The organism is Pantoea osteomyelitidis, assembly GCF_044342975.1.
GTDB lineage: Bacteria > Pseudomonadota > Gammaproteobacteria > Enterobacterales > Enterobacteriaceae > Pantoea > Pantoea osteomyelitidis.
The window spans coordinates 903,692-919,722 of sequence record NZ_JBGFSN010000004.1 but is presented as its reverse complement, the minus strand read 5'-3'; the positions used below and the strand labels follow the sequence as shown (position 1 = coordinate 919,722).

General features: G+C 55.2%; 11 protein-coding genes, 1 other RNA gene and 1 pseudogene. 3 read left to right on the top strand and 10 right to left on the bottom strand.

Annotation, left to right across the window (positions count from 1 at the left end; translation table 11 throughout):
• Positions 1 to 81: 81 nt before the first annotated feature.
• The 7 genes from ABU178_RS09430 to sufA form a co-directional block, all read right to left on the bottom strand.
• Positions 82 to 1,113, bottom strand: coding sequence for a L,D-transpeptidase family protein (locus ABU178_RS09430; RefSeq protein WP_397214148.1), 1,032 nt, complete (start codon positions 1,111 to 1,113; stop codon positions 82 to 84).
• A 71-nt stretch (positions 1,114 to 1,184) separates the two neighbouring features.
• Positions 1,185 to 1,601 carry a cysteine desulfuration protein SufE gene (gene sufE / locus ABU178_RS09425; protein WP_397214145.1) on the bottom strand — a complete coding sequence of 139 codons (417 nt, stop codon included), beginning with the start codon at positions 1,599 to 1,601 and terminating at the stop codon, positions 1,185 to 1,187.
• A 22-nt stretch (positions 1,602 to 1,623) separates the two neighbouring features.
• Positions 1,624 to 2,847, bottom strand: a complete 1,224-nt coding sequence (gene sufS / locus ABU178_RS09420) for a cysteine desulfurase SufS (protein ID WP_397214143.1) — start codon at positions 2,845 to 2,847, stop codon at positions 1,624 to 1,626.
• Positions 2,844 to 4,121 (bottom strand): Fe-S cluster assembly protein SufD, encoded by a 1,278-nt coding sequence (gene sufD / locus ABU178_RS09415; protein ID WP_397214141.1) that lies wholly within the window; start codon positions 4,119 to 4,121, stop codon positions 2,844 to 2,846. Before sufD ends, sufS begins: the two co-directional genes overlap by 4 nt.
• Positions 4,096 to 4,842: a Fe-S cluster assembly ATPase SufC gene (gene sufC / locus ABU178_RS09410; RefSeq protein WP_397214139.1), complete on the bottom strand. Its 747-nt coding sequence runs from the start codon at positions 4,840 to 4,842 to the stop codon at positions 4,096 to 4,098. The genes sufD and sufC overlap by 26 nt, the downstream gene beginning before the upstream one ends.
• Before the next feature lie 44 nt (positions 4,843 to 4,886).
• Entirely contained in the window at positions 4,887 to 6,380 is a 1,494-nt protein-coding gene (gene sufB, locus ABU178_RS09405; RefSeq protein ID WP_397214137.1) for a Fe-S cluster assembly protein SufB, read from the bottom strand.
• A 7-nt stretch (positions 6,381 to 6,387) separates the two neighbouring features.
• Positions 6,388 to 6,762, bottom strand: a complete 375-nt coding sequence (gene sufA / locus ABU178_RS09400) for a Fe-S cluster assembly scaffold SufA (RefSeq protein WP_397214135.1) — start codon at positions 6,760 to 6,762, stop codon at positions 6,388 to 6,390.
• Positions 6,763 to 7,151: 389 nt separating this feature from the next.
• On the opposite strand from sufA, the gene ABU178_RS09395 reads away from it, so the two are divergent.
• Positions 7,152 to 7,556 (top strand): hypothetical protein, encoded by a 405-nt coding sequence (locus ABU178_RS09395; RefSeq protein WP_397214133.1) that lies wholly within the window; start codon positions 7,152 to 7,154, stop codon positions 7,554 to 7,556.
• Between the two features lie 34 nt (positions 7,557 to 7,590).
• Here ABU178_RS09395 and ydiJ read toward each other — a convergent pair whose 3' ends face one another.
• Positions 7,591 to 10,644 carry a D-2-hydroxyglutarate dehydrogenase YdiJ gene (ydiJ, locus tag ABU178_RS09390; protein WP_397214131.1) on the bottom strand — a complete coding sequence of 1,018 codons (3,054 nt, stop codon included), beginning with the start codon at positions 10,642 to 10,644 and terminating at the stop codon, positions 7,591 to 7,593.
• 211 nt (positions 10,645 to 10,855) lie between these two features.
• Here ydiJ and ydiK point away from each other — a divergent pair, with 211 nt between their 5' ends.
• Together ydiK and rprA are read left to right on the top strand one after the other, a co-directional pair.
• On the top strand, positions 10,856 to 11,971 hold the full coding sequence (ydiK, locus tag ABU178_RS09385) for an AI-2E family transporter YdiK (RefSeq protein WP_397214129.1): 1,116 nt from the start codon (positions 10,856 to 10,858) through the stop codon (positions 11,969 to 11,971).
• 251 nt (positions 11,972 to 12,222) lie between these two features.
• Positions 12,223 to 12,332: antisense sRNA RprA (gene rprA / locus ABU178_RS09380), an RNA gene on the top strand.
• A 157-nt stretch (positions 12,333 to 12,489) separates the two neighbouring features.
• Here the strand turns inward: rprA and ABU178_RS09375 are convergent.
• Positions 12,490 to 13,077 (bottom strand): annotated as a pseudogene (locus tag ABU178_RS09375) (HlyD family efflux transporter periplasmic adaptor subunit); the annotation flags it as partial.
• A 144-nt stretch (positions 13,078 to 13,221) separates the two neighbouring features.
• Positions 13,222 to 15,612 carry a phosphoenolpyruvate synthase gene (ppsA, locus tag ABU178_RS09370; RefSeq protein ID WP_397214127.1) on the bottom strand — a complete coding sequence of 797 codons (2,391 nt, stop codon included), beginning with the start codon at positions 15,610 to 15,612 and terminating at the stop codon, positions 13,222 to 13,224.
• Positions 15,613 to 16,031 lie beyond the last annotated feature (419 nt).

Here is a 16,031-nt window from a genome sequence, read left to right as displayed (position 1 = left end):
AGTTCTGGTATTGAAAATGGCGCCTTTGGGCGCCATTTTTTTTATCTCTCCGCTGTAATCTCCGCTGGTCCTGAACGACACTTATGGTGTTGCCGCCGCCTCGCCTGAGGCCTCTCCCAGCGTCACGGGCAGCGCGCCCTGCTGCTGTTCCTGCATCACCGCTGGCATCGGCGTATCGGCTTCCGCAGGCTCGCCACTGCTCACCAGCACCGGCATGCCTGAACGGCGCTCCAGCGCTGCCTTGATCAACGCCGTATCGCTCTCCCTGCTGTTCAGGAACTGCTTAAGCTGTTTGCTGAGGGGAATCGGCATGGTTTGCGGATCGTCCTTTTCGCTATGCGACAGAGGCTGATGCACTTCGATATAGCGTTTTCCATCCGGCTCAATGGCATATTTTACCGGCTGGTTGATGACCTGCACGCGCGTGCCTTTCGGGACGCTGTTAAACAACGCCTCGATATCGTCCGGTCGTAGACGAATACAGCCGGAGCTGACGCGCATGCCGATGCCGAAGTCGGCGTTAGTGCCATGGATAAGATACTGGCCCGTACCGCGCGCCAGACGCAGCGCAAACAGCCCCATCGGGTTATCCGGCCCTGCCGGTACTACCCCCGGCAGGGTTATACCATCCTTCGCATAGCGCTTGCGTATATTCACCGTGGGGGTCCAGGTGGGATTGGGAATTTTCTGCCGGATGCTGGTGACCATGGTTGGCGTTGCCGCGCCCTGCTGACCAATCCCAATCGGGTAAACAATGACGTTGTCTTCCCCCTTCGGATAGTAGTAGAGACGCAGTTCCGCCAGATTCACCACGATGCCTTCATGCGGCGTATCGGGCAGCAGCATCTGCTGGGGAATGGTCAGCTGCGTACCCGCCTTCGGCAGCCAGGGATCAACGCCGGGATTGGCTTCCAGCATCCCCAACAGACCGATTTTGTATTTCGTCGCAATCGCCTCCAGCGGGCGTTTATCATCGGGTACGACGGTGAGCGTGTTTTCGCCGATTAAACGGCTGTTCTCTGACGGTAAGGGATATTCCGTGGCAAGCGCAGGTGCAGAAAGTCCTAAGCCGGACAGCAGCAATGCACCGGCCAAACGTAAGGCTGGTTTCATGCGAAATTCTCTTTGTAGGATAAAGAACAGACACCTCGTTTAGCGCAACGAGGTGTGTCGGGAAGTGTAGCTTAGCTGAGCGCCTGAGCGTTAACGCGAATGGCGCGGATCATCGCTTCCAGCCCCTGCGAACGAGAGGGCGTGAGGTGTTGCGTAAGGGCAAGTTGTTCGAACCAGTGACGCACATCCAGCGCCACAATTTCCTGCGCCGTCAGGCCCTGATAGAGGCAAAACACAACCGCAATCAGCCCCTTAACGATCGCCGCATCACTGTCGCCCTGAAAGGCGATGGTGTTGTCAGGCTGGGGATGCATGGTGATCCAGACCTGGCTCTGACAGCCGGAAATGGCGTTCTCAGGCTGGTACAAGCTTTCAGACGATTCCGGAAGCTTGTCGCCCAATTCAATAATGTACAGATACTTCTCTTCCCAGTTGGCGCAACGGTTAAAGTTGCGAACCAGCTTCTCTTTTTCTGGCAGGTTTGCCATCGGTTCCTCCCTTATTGCCTGCTCAACCGCCCAGCAGACGATGAATACGCGTCAGACCAGCCGCCAGACGATCGGCCTCTTCCTCGCTATTATAAAACGCAAAGGAGGCGCGGCACATCGCCGGCACATCATAATGACGCATCAGAGGCATGGCGCAGTGGTGGCCGGTACGAATGGCGATGCCGTACTGATCAAGGAAGCTGCCAACGTCGTAAGCGTGATGTTTGCCGAGGTTAAAAGCGATCACGCCGGTACGCGTCTGCGGGCCGTAAATCTTCAGATCCGGCACCGAGGCGAGCTTATCCAGCGCATAGCGCATCAGCATCTCTTCACGCTGATGAATGGTATCCAGCCCTATGGTGTTAACGTAGGCCAGCGCGGCACCCAGACCGATAATGCCGCCGGTATTCGGGGTGCCCGCTTCAAAACGCCACGGCGCTTTGCCGTAAGTTGTACCGGTTGGCAACATCACCATATCGATCATCGAGCCACCGCCTTCCCAGGGCGGCATCATCTCCAGCAGCGCTTTACGGCCATAAAGTATGCCTGTGCCGGTAGGACCGTACAGCTTGTGCCCGGAAAAGATGTAAAAATCACAATCGATATCCTGCACGTCCACTTTCTGGTGCATGACCGCCTGCGCGCCATCGATCAGCGTTACCACGCCCGCCGCTTTCGCCTGCGCGACGATCTCTTTCACCGGGTTAATGGTGCCGAGCACGTTGGAAACATGGGTCACCGCCAGCAGCCGGGTGCGGCTGTCGATCAGTGACGCCAGCTGCTCCAGCGCCAGCTCGCCATTTTCCGTCAGTTCAAGCACGCGGATTGAGGCGCCGGTGCGCTCTGCCACCATCTGCCACGGCACGATATTCGCGTGATGCTCCATCGCCGTGATAATGATGTTGTCACCCGACTGGAGCTGACTGCCGCCCCAGCTGTTGGCGACCAGGTTAATCCCTTCGGTGGTGCCCTTCACAAACACGATCTCTTCCGGCGACGTTGCATTCAGAAAACGCGCCGCCTGATGACGCACGTTTTCCATGTCGGTTGTCGCCTGGGCGCTCAACGTGTGAATGCCACGATGCACGGCCGCATAGCCGTGCTGATAGAAGTGACTTTCCGCATTGATCACCGCCAGCGGACGTTGTGCACTGGCCGCGCTGTCAAGGTAGGCCAGCGGATGTCCGTTGACCTCACGCTTCAGGATCGGGAAATCCGCCCTGATGCGCTCGAGATCGAAATTCATGATGTTTCTCCGGGAAAACGCAGAGCGATACGATCAAGCACCGCCTGGCGCAGAACGTTATCGTCCAGCAATTCCGTCAGTTCTGCGGCAAAAGCATGGATAATCATGCGCTGCGCCGACGCTTCATCGATACCGCGCGCGCGCAGATAGAACATCTGCTCGTCGTCGATACGACCGATGGTGGCGCCGTGGCTGCACTTGACGTCATCAGCATAGATTTCAAGCTGCGGCTTGGTGTCCACTTCCGCCAGACGGCCCAGCAACAGGTTGTTGTTGGTCATCTGTCCGTCAGTTTTCAACGCATGCTGCGCCACTTTGATCATGCCGTTGAATACTGCACGGCCTTTGTCGCGCACGATGGTTTTGTGCAGCTGACGGCTCATGCAGTAGCCTTTGTTGTGCTCCAGGTAGCTGCGCGTATCGCACACTTCCTGATCCACCGGCAGCGCCAGACTATTGATCGACAGATTGCTGTTTTCGCCATTCAGCTGCGCGCTGGTGTTGTGACGCGATAAGCCCGCACCCAGCAGGAAGCTGGTGGTGCTGACCTGCGCATCACGGCTCATAACCACATCGTTATGGGCGAAGTGATAGCTTTTCGCGCTTTCAAACGCCAGCTTGGTGTGCACCAGACGAGCGTTATCCGCCACCGTCATGGTCAGACGCGCGCCGGTAAAGTGCGCCGCGTCGTTCAGGCTGACGTAATGCTCAATCACCTGCGCTTCTGTGCTCTCTTCCAGCTGCAAATGGTGGCGATGATGCACGGTATTCATGCCGGCATCCTGTCCGCTGGTGATATGCAGCAAGTAGAGCGGACGCGCCGCCGCTTTGCCGCGCGCCAGACGAATGGTGGTCGCTTCTTCCGCCAGGCTTTCCGTCAGATGCAGGAACACTTCCGGCTGTACCGGCGCGGGCAACGGACGGCGCTCAGACGCCTGAACGTGCTGAATGTCGAACAGGTCAAACTCACGCGAGCTGAGCGCAGACTGAAAGCGACCATCAACATAAACCAGACGCACCGCGTCAATCGGCAGCGCCAGCGCGTTCACCTGCTCTTCGCTCAGATTCTGCGGCTGCGGCAGGACAAACTGCTGCGCCAGCAGAGTATCCAGTGGCGTATATTTCCAGTTTTCCTGCTTGCGCGTCGGCAAGCCGAGACGCATCAGCTGTTGCCAGTGCTGCTGAGCCTGCAGCGAGCGAACCTCGCCGCGTGATTCAAACAGATGGTGCCACTGTTGCAGGGCGTTATCACTCGTCGTCGGTAAGCCAGCCATAGCCTTGCTCCTCCAGCTGTTTCACCAGCGTAAAGTCGCCAGATTTCACGATTTTGCCCTGCGAAAGCACATGCACATAGTCTGGCTTGATGTAGTCCAGAATACGCTGGTAGTGGGTCACGATGATAAAGGCGCGCTTGCCGTCACGCAGGCTATTCACGCCGTTAGCGACAATTTTCAGTGCATCGATATCAAGACCGGAGTCAGTTTCATCCAGGATGCAGAGTTCCGGCTCCAGCGCGGCCATTTGCAGAATGTCGTTACGCTTTTTCTCGCCGCCGGAGAAGCCGACGTTAACGGAACGGGTCAGCAAATCTTCCGGCATTTTCAGCAGATGAATTTTCTCTTCGATGAAATCCTGGAAATCGAAGCGATCCAGCTCGCCCTGCTCACGGTATTTACGCACCGCGTTAACGGCAGTCTGCAGGAAAAACTGGTTGCTGACGCCCGGAATCTCAACCGGGTACTGAAACGCCATAAAGATACCTTCGCCTGCGCGCTCTTCCGGCGACAGTTCGAGCAGATCTTTCCCTTTGAACTCCACGGAGCCGCCGGCGATCTCATAATCTTCACGGCCAGCCAGCGTTGCTGAAAGCGTACTTTTACCCGATCCGTTCGGACCCATGATCGCGTGCACTTCACCCGGCTTCACCTCAAGGTTCAGTCCGCGCAAAATCGCTTTGTCTTCAACGCTAACCTGTAAATCTTTAATGCTTAACATACTTTTTCCTTCACATTGCTGTACGGCAACGCGTCTGAGGGCCGTCAGCCCACGCTGTGTTCAAGGCTGATCGCCAACAATTTTTGCGCTTCCACTGCGAACTCCAGCGGCAGCTCAGAGAAAACGTCTTTACAGAAGCCGTTCACAATCATCGAAATGGCATCTTCTTCGCTGATCCCGCGCTGCAGGCAGTAGAAGAGCTGATCTTCACCGATACGCGAAGTGGTTGCTTCATGCTCCAGCTGCGCCGTATTGTTGCGCGTTTCCACATACGGGAAAGTATGCGCGCCGCAATCCGCGCCGATCAGCATCGAGTCACACTGGGTGAAGTTACGCGCATTGGTGGCGGTCGGCATAATTTTCACCAGGCCGCGATAGGTGTTCTGGCTTTTACCCGCCGAAATCCCCTTCGAGATAATGGTGGATTTGGTGTTTTTACCAATGTGGATCATCTTGGTGCCGGTATCGGCCTGCTGACGACCGCTGGTCAGCGCCACGGAATAAAACTCACCGATGGAGTTATCGCCGCGCAGGATGCAGCTCGGATATTTCCAGGTAATGGCGGAGCCGGTCTCGGACTGCGTCCAGGACATTTTGCTGTAATCGCCTTCACAAAGCGCGCGCTTGGTCACGAAGTTCAGGATGCCGCCTTCGCCCTCGCCGCCAGGGAACCAGTTCTGCACCGTGGAGTATTTCACTTCGGCATTTTTGTGGATGATAACTTCTACCACCGCCGCATGCAGCTGATAGCTGTCACGCACCGGCGCCGAGCAGCCTTCGATGTAGCTGACGTAGCTGTCTTCGTCCGCCACCAGAATGGTGCGCTCGAACTGACCGGTTTTCGCCGCGTTGATACGGAAATAGGTAGAAAGCTCCATCGGGCAACGCACCCCTTTCGGGATGTAAACGAAGGTGCCGTCTGACGCAACCGCCGAGTTCAGCGCAGCAAAGAAGTTATCGTTATGCGGCACCACGGTACCCAGATATTTCTTCACCAGCTCAGGATGATCGTGAATCGCTTCGCCAAACGAACAGAAGATGATGCCCTGCTCGGCCAGCTTGTGGCGATAGGTGGTCGCCACGGAGACGGAGTCGAAAATGGCGTCAACCGCCACTTCTCTGCCCTCGCGCACCGGCACACCCAGCTGATTAAAGGCGTTCTCCACTTCCTGCGTCAGATAATCGCTCGCCGCTTCGCTGCCAGAGGTCTGAGTAGCACCTGGCTCGGAAGCGCAGGTGTCGTCGCAGTTGCCGCAGGAAGGCGCGGAGTAGTAGCTGTAATCCTGATAATCGAGCTTCTCGTAATGCGCCTTCAACCAGTGCGGCTCTTCCATCTCCAGCCACGCGTGATAGGCTTTGAGACGAAACTCCAGCATCCACTCTGGCTCGTTACGTTTTGCCGAAATGGCGCGCACTACCTCTTCGCTGATTCCGTGCGCCAGCTCGTCGGTTTGCAACTGGGTAAAGAAGCCCTCTTTGTAATTGAGCTTACCGTCCCACATTTGTACATCGTCAGATGCTTCGCTGTGTCGTGACATATTTCACTTACTCGACGCCAAAGCTTTCACCGCACCCGCAGGCGTGTTGAGCTTTAGGGTTATTAAATTTAAAAATCTGGTTCAGGCCTTCGCGGACAAAATCCACTTCGGTGCCGTCGACAAACGGCATTGCCTGGAGCGGCACATACAGGGTTGCGCCATACTGCGTGAACTGCAGGTCGTCATCGGCCGGTGCTTTCACCAGGTCCATAACATAACCAAAACCTGCGCAGCCAGACTGCTTCACGCCCACGCGCAGGCCTTTAACTTCAGGATCCTGCGACACCAGGGTTTGAATCTGCTTCGCGGCGGTTTCGGTCAGAGTCAGCCCTTTCCAGACGAACTCATCGGGTGAAAAGGTGGCTGGATTAACAGATGCCATTTTGATACCTCATAAGTCTGGGCCTTTTCAGGCTATCCCCCTATGGTAGTGATATCGGGTATCACTTCAACCTCTTGTTTTGCAGGGATATTCATCTTGTGCTGTTTTTGATTGATGCTTTATTAAGCATAGACCCTTCACCCGGCTTTGCGGAGAGAGAAAATGAAGGGGGGCAACTCGTGTAACTCATTAAATTTCCGCAAAAAAAATTTTCGCCGTTTTTGCCAAACCGGCACGCTGACAGGTTACGCCATTTCTTGATGTGAAGAGAATGTTATTACCAATTTTATTAACAGGCTAAGTAAATCGATAAAATAGTGACGCAGCAATTGCAATCCTGACACAGCTGAATATGATAATAATTATCATTACACACCTGGGGTAGCTTCATGACGCAAAGTGTCTCGGCCTGGTTGCAACATAAAATCGACCAATATACGTTCTCGATACGCGACATCACCGTTGATTTCTATTTGGCGCAGGCAAAACTCAACCGTGCCGATTGTACCATTGATCGGCTGCGCAAGTTTAATGACACCTGCATGGATATGGCAGAAATTTGCCAGCTCAACGGCGACGACCAGAGTTATCTGCACGCGCTGGGCAAGCTTCACCAGCGCCTGGTGCAGGAAATGGGCAACAGCGAGCGCGATCGGTTATTTCGCATACAAGCTTACCAGCTGGCGCGTCTGTCACTTACCCGGCTGTGCCATCAGTTAGCGCTGAGCGGCGAATGGGATAAAGCGACCGGGCTGCAAAGCGATTTCGTCCGTCACGCAGGCTGGATATTTTAATTCAGCCATGACGTGACGTCGCGTTAAATTCGCCTCAGAGCAATTCAAGCAGCGCCTGCAACGGATGGCGCATGCCGTTCCCCTCTATGCGTTTCACCTGGCTGCGGCAGGAATAGCCGGTCGCCAGACAGCGCTGACGCGGCAGTCTCTGTAGCTGCGGATGCCAGGAGAGCGCATAGATGCCGAGGGAATTGTCGAGGTTTTTGCTTTCATGGCCCCAGCTGCCCGCCATCCCGCAGCAGCCCACACTGATATTTTCCAGCTTCGCGCCGAAGCGCGCAAAGATATCCTGCCACTGATCCGGCGTGCCGGGCAGCGCAGTGACCTCCGTACAGTGGGCGAACAGATACCAGGCCTCGCCGCTGGCGGGCTGGCGCTCGCGTCCGGCAACCGCCTGTTGCAACCACTCCTGCACCAGCTGAACATGAAACTCGCCGCGCTTCTCCCCCAGTACCTGACGATACTCATCGCGATAGCAGAGCACCGTGGCGGGTTCGACGCCTACCATCGGTACGCCCAGCTTCGCCACGCGGTTCAGGAACTCTGAGGTTTTGCTGGCGGTACGGGCAAAGCGCTGCAGAAAGCCTTTTACATGTTGAGCCTTGCCGTTAGGGGAAAAGGGTAGCAGCACCGGCTGAAAGCCGAGCTTGTCGATCAGTTTCACCGTATCGGTGACCAGCTGCGCTTCGTAATAGCTGGTAAAGGGATCTTGCACCACCAGCACTACCCTGGCGCGCTGTGCTGCATCCATCGCTTCCAGCTGTTCCAGCGTCATACTCATGGCGGGATGACCGGCCAGCTGCTGCTTCAGCGTCGGCGACGAGAGCAGCGGCAGATCGACCATGCCGATATGGGTTTTGCTCAGCTCGCGCATCCAGGGCTGGCGAAGAAAGAAGTTAAACACGCCAGGCGCTTTCGCCATCATCGGCGCGTAGCTCTCTACCGCTGAAACCAGATGATCGCTCACCGGCCGCAGATAGCGGGTGTGATAAAGCTGCAAAAAGCGCGAGCGGAAGTTCGGCACGTCGATTTTGATCGGACACTGGGTTGAACAAGCCTTACAGGCCAGGCAGCCCGACATCGCCTCTTTCACTTCGTGAGAAAAATCATACTCGCCTTTTTTCGCGTGCCAGCTGTTGCGCGTGCGTGAAATAAAGCCGCGCAGGCTAATGCGCTGCTCGGGCAACGCCTGCTCCAGCGCCAGCGGATCAACACCCTGGTCCGCCAGCAGACGCAGCCACTCGCGCGTCAGGGTCGCACGTCCTTTCGGCGAATGAATGCGGTTGCGGGTAATTTTCATCGACGGACACATCGGGCTGCGCGCATCGAAGTTGAAGCAGAGGCCGTTGCCGTTGCACTCCATCGCGCCGCGCCAGTCGTTGCGCACCGTGAGCGGAATCTGGCGATCCCAGCTGCCGCGCGTTTCCGCATCAACCTGCATCATCGGCTCTTTGCTGCCGGCGGGGGTGCAGATTTTGCCCGGATTGAGGCGATTATGGGGATCGAAGGCAGCCTTAATGCGGCGCAGCTCGTTGAATAGCGTCTCACCGAAAAAGGCCGGGCTATATTGCGCGCGGAAACCTTTACCGTGCTCCCCCCACAACAGCCCGCCGTAGCGCGCCGTCAGGGCCACCACCTCGTCGGAGATCTGCTTCATCAGCATCTCCTGCTGCGGATCGCACATATCCAGCGCCGGACGCACATGCAGTACCCCGGCATCCACATGGCCAAACATGCCGTAGCTGAGGCCATGGCTGTCCAGCAGCGCGCGGAAATCCACAATGTAATCCGCCAGGTTTTCCGGCGGCACGGCGGTATCTTCCACAAAGGGAATCGGCTTGGCGCGTCCTTTGGCATTGCCCAGCAGCCCCACCGCCTTTTTACGCATATTGTAGATGCGCTCGATACCAGCGGGATCGTTACAGAGCTGCCAGCCAATCACGCCGCCCTGCTGCTGCGCCATCAGCATATCAAGACGGGCGCAGAGCGCGGCGACCTGTTGTTCAATCAGTGCGCCGTCATCGCCGGCAAACTCGACGATGTTCAGCCCCAGCATCTCTTTATCGACAACATCGGTAATAAACTCACGCACCGAGTGCCAGACAATATCTTCACGCGCCAGGTTAAGCACTTTCGAGTCAACGGTTTCCACCGACAGCGCCTTCGCCTCTACCATTAAGGGCGCGTTGCGCAGCGCAGAGTCGAATGAATCATATTTGATATTGACCAGCCGACGCACTTTCGGCAGCGGCGTGATATCGAGCCGCGCCTCGCTGATAAAGGCCAGCGTGCCTTCCGCGCCGCAAAGCAGACGCGTCAGGTCAAAGGTTTGCATATCGTCGCTGAACACATGGCGCAGATCGTAGCCGGTCAGGAAACGGTTGAGCTTAGGAAACTTCTCCAGAATCAGCTGACGCTGCTCGCGGCAGCGTCCGAGCACTGTTTGATAGATGCGGCCTTCCGGCGTCTGCTCCTGCGCCAGGCTCTCCGCCAGCGCCACCGGCATCGGACGCGTATCAAGAATATCGCCGCCCAGCAGTACCGCGCGCAGCCCCAGTACATGGTCGGACGTTTTGCCGTAAACCAGCGAACCCTGGCCGGAAGCATCGGTATTGATCATGCCGCCCAGCGTCGCGCGGTTGCTGGTTGAGAGTTCCGGCGAGAAGAAGAAGCCATAGGGCTTCAGCCAGGCGTTGAGCTGATCTTTTACCACGCCCGCCTCAACCCGCACCCAACCCTGCTCAGGATTGATCTCGAGGATGCGGTTCATGTAGCGCGACATATCGACCACGATGCCCTGATTCAGCGACTGGCCGTTGGTGCCGGTGCCGCCGCCGCGCGGGGTAAACACCAGGCTGGCGAAACGCGCTTCGCCCGCCACGCGCGCAATCAGCGCCACGTCAGCGGTGGATCGGGGAAAGAGGACGGCATCCGGCAGGAGCTGATAAATACTGTTGTCGGTGGACATGGTGAGGCGATCGGCATAACTGGTGGCGGTGTCGCCGGTAAAGCCCTGCTCTTTGAGCGCCTGCAGGAATGTCAGCACCAGTTGAACGAGGCCTGGCGCCTGAGAAATCTGTGGGATCATTATTGGGTGACCGAGATGTTGGAAACGTTTGCGTCAATCTATTTTATAGAATCTCTCGTTTTAACACATTTTTAGCGTGCCCGCTGTTTTTTCAGAAAAGGCAAAAAACCCTGCAACTTGCCTCTGTCCTAACGGCAGGAAATACCCCATCATTACATCGGGCCTGTTATGCCTACAGGGTAAAGGATTCAACTGAGGTCGATAATTTTTTATGAAAAACCTGCAACGGGGTAAGGATTTACCGCAAATACTGTTCACCCTGATGTTCATTCTGTTAATGATCGTCGCCTGTATCTGGGTCGTTCAGCCTTTTATTCTCGGCTTTGCCTGGGCCAGCATGGTGGTTATCGCCACCTGGCCGATGATGCTCAAACTGCAGAGCTGGCTGTGGGGACGCCGTACGTTGGCAGTGATTGCCATGACTATCATTTTGCTGTTGGTGTTTATTCTTCCTATCACGCTGCTGGTTAACAGCCTGATTGACAACAGCGCGCCGGTGATCGCCTGGGTCACCTCGGGCCATATGCAGTTGCCGCATCTTACCTGGCTGAATGATATTCCGCTGGCAGGCGACAAACTTTACGCCAGCTATCAAAAGCTGGTTGCTGGCGGCGGTTCCGCGTTGATGGCCAAGCTGCAGCCTTATGTTGGTCGCACCACGGGTTTCTTTGTGGCGCAGGCAGGACATTTTGGCCGCTTTATGGTGCATCTGGGTCTGATGCTGCTGTTCAGCGTGCTGCTTTACTGGCGTGGCGAACAGGTGGGTAACGGCATTCGTCACTTCGCCTTTCGCATGTCTGGCCGACGCGGCGACGCCGCGGTGCTGCTGGCGGGTCAGGCGATCCGCGCCGTGGCGTTGGGCGTGGTGGTGACGGCGCTGGTCCAGGGCGTGCTGGGCGGTATCGGCCTGGCGCTGTCGGGCATCCCCTACGCCACGCTGTTAACCGTGCTGATGATTCTGTTCTGTCTGGTGCAGCTCGGTCCGTTACCGGTTCTGGTCCCGGCGATCATCTGGCTCTACTGGAGCGGCGATACTACCTGGGGCACCGTGCTGCTGGTCTGGAGCTGCGTCGTCGGTACGCTGGATAACGTGTTGCGTCCGATGCTGATCCGCATGGGCGCCGATTTGCCGATGCTGTTGATTCTTTCCGGCGTTATCGGCGGTTTAGTGGCGTTCGGCATGATCGGGCTGTTTATCGGTCCGGTGGTGCTGGCCGTCTCCTACCGGCTGGTTTCCGTCTGGATGCATGAAGCGCCCGCGCCGCAAGACAGCCCGCAAACGGTGGTGGAAGAGCTGGCCGAGCACGAAGAAGAAATCCATCCCTGATCTCTCCTCAAGGCGGTTAAAGTGGATTAACCGCCTTTCTTAATTGCATCGCTGTAGTAAATTTTTTCATTAACGATTTTTAAGAAAAAACGCAGATTTCAGCGCTTATCGCCTGTTTGTGTCGTGGAATGATTATTTTTTGCACTGAATAAGCCTGAAAATGGGTTAAACCCGGTGACAAAATATAATTGGCTTTAAACTAATAAGAGGATTCTTAAAGACTGCGGGGGCGGCTGTGAATAACATGAGTCATATGTTTGAAATCAACCCCCTGATTTTTAAACAACCATCTTCCCCTGAGTAAAGTGAAGAATTGCTGTGTGTAGTCTTTGCCCATCCCCTGTGATGGGCTTTTTTTTATCTGAAATCAGCCTCGCAGCGTAATAAACCCGCTTTGCAGCGGTCGGTTTTAAACCTTTCCCGCAAAGGTTACACAGCGTGCCGTAGCTTTTCCTGCTTTATCCACCCTGTTTCAAGAGCGTGTCAACCCATGCCGGACGCTCTCGTCTTCCTGCTGATCAGCGGCGATTGGGACAATACAGGCAGTGCCAGCTTTTGCTGCGTCGCTCGCCCTGGCTTGCTCTTAGCGACTGTTTGGCTTTATTCAACGGCTTCATTAAATAATCCAGCACGCTCTTCTCGCCTGTTTTGATATCAACCGTAATAATCATTCCCGGAAAGACAGGGAAGATTTTATTTTGTTTCTTGACGAGTTGATTACGCCTGGTATGAATATAAACCCGGTAATAATAGATATCGCGCTTAACCTCATCCTGCAGGGTATACGGTGAAATCATCGCCACCTTGCCCTCCAGTCCACCATAGATGGAATAATCATAATTTGTGACTTTTACCCGCGCCTTTTGTCCCGGATGGATAAAAGCGACATCCCTGGGTGAAACTTTGGCTTCAATGACCATTTGATCATCAATCGGCATCAGACTCATCAGTTTGCCATCAGGTGGGATAATGCCCACTAATGTCCTGATATCACTATTTTTTAAGATTCCCCGCACCGGCGCTCTAAATGTCAGGCGCGTGAGAGAATTTTCGCGTCCGCGCTTCACCGATAGCTGCGCTTCAATCTCCGCATTGACTTTGGCTAACTAAATAAAAATTTTAAGAAAGCAAAAAACGCCTGATTTCTTTAATTTTCTACAGGTATAAAAAGCGGGGCTAAAGCGCCCCGCAAATTTTTTTCATAATCAGCCGGTGAAAGGAGAAGCTATTTCATTAGCCGTTGCGCCGCTTCAGGCTGACTCAGCTTTATTCAGCTCCGCCAGGCTCAGCCAGGTTTCCACTACCGTGTCAGGGTTCAGCGACAGGCTGTCGATACCCTCCTCCATCAGCCAGGCAGCGAAATCCTGATGATCGGAAGGTCCCTGTCCGCAAATACCGACATATTTACCCTGCTGTTTCGCCGCTTTGATCGCCATAGAGAGCAGCGCTTTTACCGCCTCATTACGCTCATCAAACAGTGCGGAAACCACGCCGGAATCGCGGTCGAGGCCCAACGCCAGCTGCGTCATGTCGTTCGAGCCGATGGAGAAGCCGTCAAAGTGCGCGAGGAACTGCTCCGCCAGCAGCGCGTTAGAAGGAATTTCACACATCATGATTACCTTCAGGCCGTTTTCGCCGCGCTTCAGTCCCTGCCTCGCCAGCTCATCCACCACAGCTTCCGCCTGAGCAACGGTGCGCACAAAGGGGATCATGATTTCCACGTTGGTTAATCCCATCTCGTTACGTACCCGTTTTACCGCTTCGCACTCCAGCGCAAAGCAGTCGCGGAAGCTGTCCGCCACGTAGCGGCCAGCGCCACGGAAGCCGAGCATCGGGTTTTCCTCATGCGGCTCATATTGCTCGCCGCCTACCAGGTTGGCATATTCATTGGTTTTAAAGTCGGAGAGACGGACAATCACGCGTTTCGGCGCAAAGGCCGCGCCGAGCGTCGCAATGCCCTCGGTCAAACGGGCAATATAGAACTCAACCGGATCGTCAAAGCCTTTCATCATCTCGCGGATCTGCTGTTGCAGTTCAGCAGGCTGCTGGTCAAACGTCAGCAGCGCCTTGGGATGCACGCCGATCATGCGGTTGATGATGAACTCCAGGCGCGCCAGCCCGACGCCTTCATTGGGCAGGCAGGCAAAATCGAAGGCGCGATCCGGATTACCGACATTCATCATAATCTTCAGCGGCAGATCGGGCATTTTATCCACCTGCGAGCTGATCACTTCAAAATCGAGCAGGTCATTGTAGACATAGCCGGTATCGCCTTCGGCGCAGGAGACGGTAACTTTACGGCCATCCTGCAAAAGCTCCGTGGCGTTGCCGCAGCCTACTACCGCCGGGATCCCCAGCTCACGGGCGATAATCGCCGCATGACAGGTACGCCCGCCACGGTTGGTGACGATGGCCGCCGCTTTTTTCATGATTGGCTCCCAGTCCGGGTCAGTCATGTCCGTGACCAGCACGTCACCCTTCTCGATGCGGTTCATTTCGCTGATGTCATTGATCACTTTGACCTCACCGGCGCCGATACGATGGCCAATTGCGCGCCCTTCCACCACGATACTGCTTTTGCCCTGCAGGCTGTAACGCTCCATTACCTGTCCGCCCGATCGTACGGTTTCCGGACGCGCCTGCACGATAAACAGCTTGCCGGTGTGGCCATCTTTCGCCCATTCGATATCCATTGGTCGCTGATAGTGCTGTTCAATCAACACCGCCTGACGCGCCAGCGCCTGCACTTCATCATCAGTCAGACAGAAGCGATCACGCTCCTCGAGCGGAACGTCCTCTATGGCTACCTGCTCGCCATGGGCCTGAGAATCGGCATAGACCATACGCAATTTTTTCGATCCCAGGGTACGACGCACAATCGCCGGACGGTTGGCCGCCAGCGTGGGTTTATGGACGTAAAACTCATCGGGGTTAACCGCGCCCTGCACTACCATCTCACCCAGACCCAACGCGGCGGTGATAAATACCACCTGATCGAAACCCGATTCGGTATCAATGGTAAACATCACGCCGGAGGCCGCCAGGTCGGAGCGCACCATGCGTTGTATGCCGGCAGACAAGGCGACGCCGCGATGATCGTAGCCTTGATGAACACGATAGGAGATGGCGCGATCGTTAAACAGCGAGGCGTAAACATGTTTCACCGCCGTCATCACCGCATCGATACCTTGTACGTTTAGGAAGGTTTCCTGCTGACCGGCAAAGCTGGCATCCGGCATATCTTCCGCCGTGGCGGAAGAGCGCACGGCAAATGATGCCTCAGCATCATCTGCGGAGAGCTGCTGATAAGCCTCAAGGATTGCCGCTTCCAGCTCCGGCTGAAAGGGAGTCTCCACCACCCACTGGCGGATCTGCTTGCCGGCCTTCGCCAATTCGTCAACATCATCAATATTGGTGTTATCCAACAGTTCATAAATACGCTGGTTCAACCCGCTTTGATCGAGGAACTGATTAAAGGCATAGGATGTTGTCGCATAGCCATTGGGCACAGCCACGCCCAGCGACGACAAATTGGTAATCATTTCACCCAGAGAGGCATTTTTCCCTCCAACCCGATCAACATCATGCATGCCAAGCTGGTTATACCAGAGCACTAGCGGCTGTTCGCCATTATTGGACATTGAGATTATCCTTTTGAGAATGAATGGGGGCTTATGGAACAAATTGCTATTTGCAAAATCAGCCTGGCACAGGCGGCAATTAAAGAGTAAGAGTTGAATCGTTAAAGCACGGAAATAAAGGAAAATTCAGAATTTTACCCGTGCATTTTTGCTGTTGCGCAACGGGATAAATTGTGATTAAGCTGTTGGTGTCTTTAATAATTGCGGCATTTATGGCATTACACGGCACAACGGCGTTGCGCAAATAAATCTGGCCGCTTTGCGTAAAAGAAAATGGCAAAAAAGAAACGCCATTTCATTTTGCCACAATGTTTTCGGTGCAATCTGAATAAAAAGTGAAAACTTCAAAAGATAATAGTATGGATTTTTCATTTTATCGTTAATTACCGATTCGTCTGTTCTCACCATGCCGGTTATGC